General features: G+C 58.4%; 2 protein-coding genes. Both read left to right on the forward strand.

What is annotated here, in order from left to right; genetic code table 11:
• A partial coding sequence (locus CER19_RS17490; RefSeq protein ID WP_116667311.1) for an ATP-binding cassette domain-containing protein occupies positions 1-379 on the forward strand: 379 nt, incomplete at its 5' end.
• A gap of 22 nt (positions 380-401) precedes the next feature.
• Positions 402-1,367: an L-arabinose ABC transporter permease AraH gene (araH, locus tag CER19_RS17495; protein ID WP_116667312.1), complete on the forward strand. Its 966-nt coding sequence runs from the start codon at positions 402-404 to the stop codon at positions 1,365-1,367.
• Positions 1,368-1,583 lie beyond the last annotated feature (216 nt).

Here is a 1,583-nt window from a genome sequence, read left to right on the forward strand (position 1 = left end):
GGGCAACGCCGAGCGGCAGATCCAGGCCATGAAGGTCAAGACGCCGAATGCCGAGCAGAAAATCCTGTACCTGTCCGGCGGTAATCAGCAGAAAGCCATTCTTGGCCGCTGGTTGTCGATGCCGATGAAGGTCCTGCTGCTGGATGAACCCACCCGCGGTATCGACATCGGCGCCAAGTCGGAGATCTACCAGATCATCCATAACCTGGCGGCCAGTGGCATTGCGGTAATCGTGGTGTCCAGCGACCTGATGGAAGTGATGGGCATCTCCGACCGCATCCTGGTGATGAGTGAAGGCGCCTTGACCGGTGAGTTGCCCCGCGCCCAAGCGGATGAAGCGCGCCTGCTGCAACTGGCGCTGCCACAGTCTCGGGCTTGAACAAAAATAAGAGGGTTTGGCTATGTCTGAGGTAAAAACTGCAAAGGGCTTTTGGCCGGGTTTTAACCAGCGCAAATTTCTCGATGACTGGGTGATGCTGCTGGCGGCGCTGAGCATTTTTGTGCTCAGCGCGGTGTTCATCGACAACTTCCTTTCGCCGCTGAACATGCGCGGTCTGGGCCTGGCGATTTCGACTGTCGGTATTGCCGCGTGCACCATGCTGTTCTGCCTGGCCTCGGGGCACTTCGACTTGTCGGTAGGCTCGGTGATCGCCTGCGCCGGGGTGGTGGCGGGCATCGTGATGCGCGACACCGACAGCGTATTACTCGGCGTGTCGGCGGCCTTGGCCATGGGCCTGGTGGTAGGGCTGATCAACGGCATCGTGATCGCCAAGCTGCGCATCAATGCGTTGATTGCCACGCTGGCGACCATGCAAATCGTACGTGGCCTGGCCTACATCTTCTCCAACGGCAAGGCGGTGGGGGTGATGAATGAAGGGTTCTTCGTATTCGGCAACGGCCAACTGCTGGGCGTGCCGGTGCCGATCATTATCACCGTACTGTGCTTTGTGTTCTTTGGCTGGCTGCTCAATTACACCACCTATGGGCGCAACACCATGGCCATTGGCGGCAACCAGGAAGCCGCGTTGCTCGCGGGCGTGAATGTCGATCGCACCAAGATCATCATCTTTGCCGTGCACGGTTTGATCGGCGCCCTGGCCGGGGTGATCCTCGCGTCACGCATGACCTCGGGCCAGCCGATGATTGGCCAGGGGTTCGAGCTGACAGTGATCTCGGCCTGTGTGCTGGGCGGGGTGTCGTTGAGCGGCGGCATTGGCATGATCCGCCATGTGATTGCCGGGGTGCTGATTCTGGCGATCATCGAGAATGCGATGAACCTGAAGAACATCGATACCTTTTACCAATATGTGATTCGTGGCTCGATCCTGTTGCTGGCGGTGATAATCGACCGCATGAAACAACGCTAATGGTCGCCCTGTGAAGATCAAACTGTGGGAGCTGGCTTGCCTGCGATAGCGGTGTGTCAGCCAGCCCATCTTTAATTGACCCACCGCCATCGCAGGCAAGCCAGCTCCCACATTGGATCTTCTGTGTTCAGGAGGGCGGTATTTGCCATAATGCCCCCGCTTTCATACTTATAGGCCCTATATGCAGGAAAACGCCCCCACCCCCGTCAAAGACGC

The organism is Pseudomonas sp. GL93 (assembly GCF_003408955.1).
Lineage (GTDB): Bacteria > Pseudomonadota > Gammaproteobacteria > Pseudomonadales > Pseudomonadaceae > Aquipseudomonas > Aquipseudomonas paracarnis.

What these genes read in the sequence shown, in the direction of transcription:
- araH (WP_116667312.1), top strand. Translation starts at nt 402, where the DNA reads ATGTCTGAGGTAAAAACTGCAAAGGGCTTTTGGCCGGGTTTTAACCAG.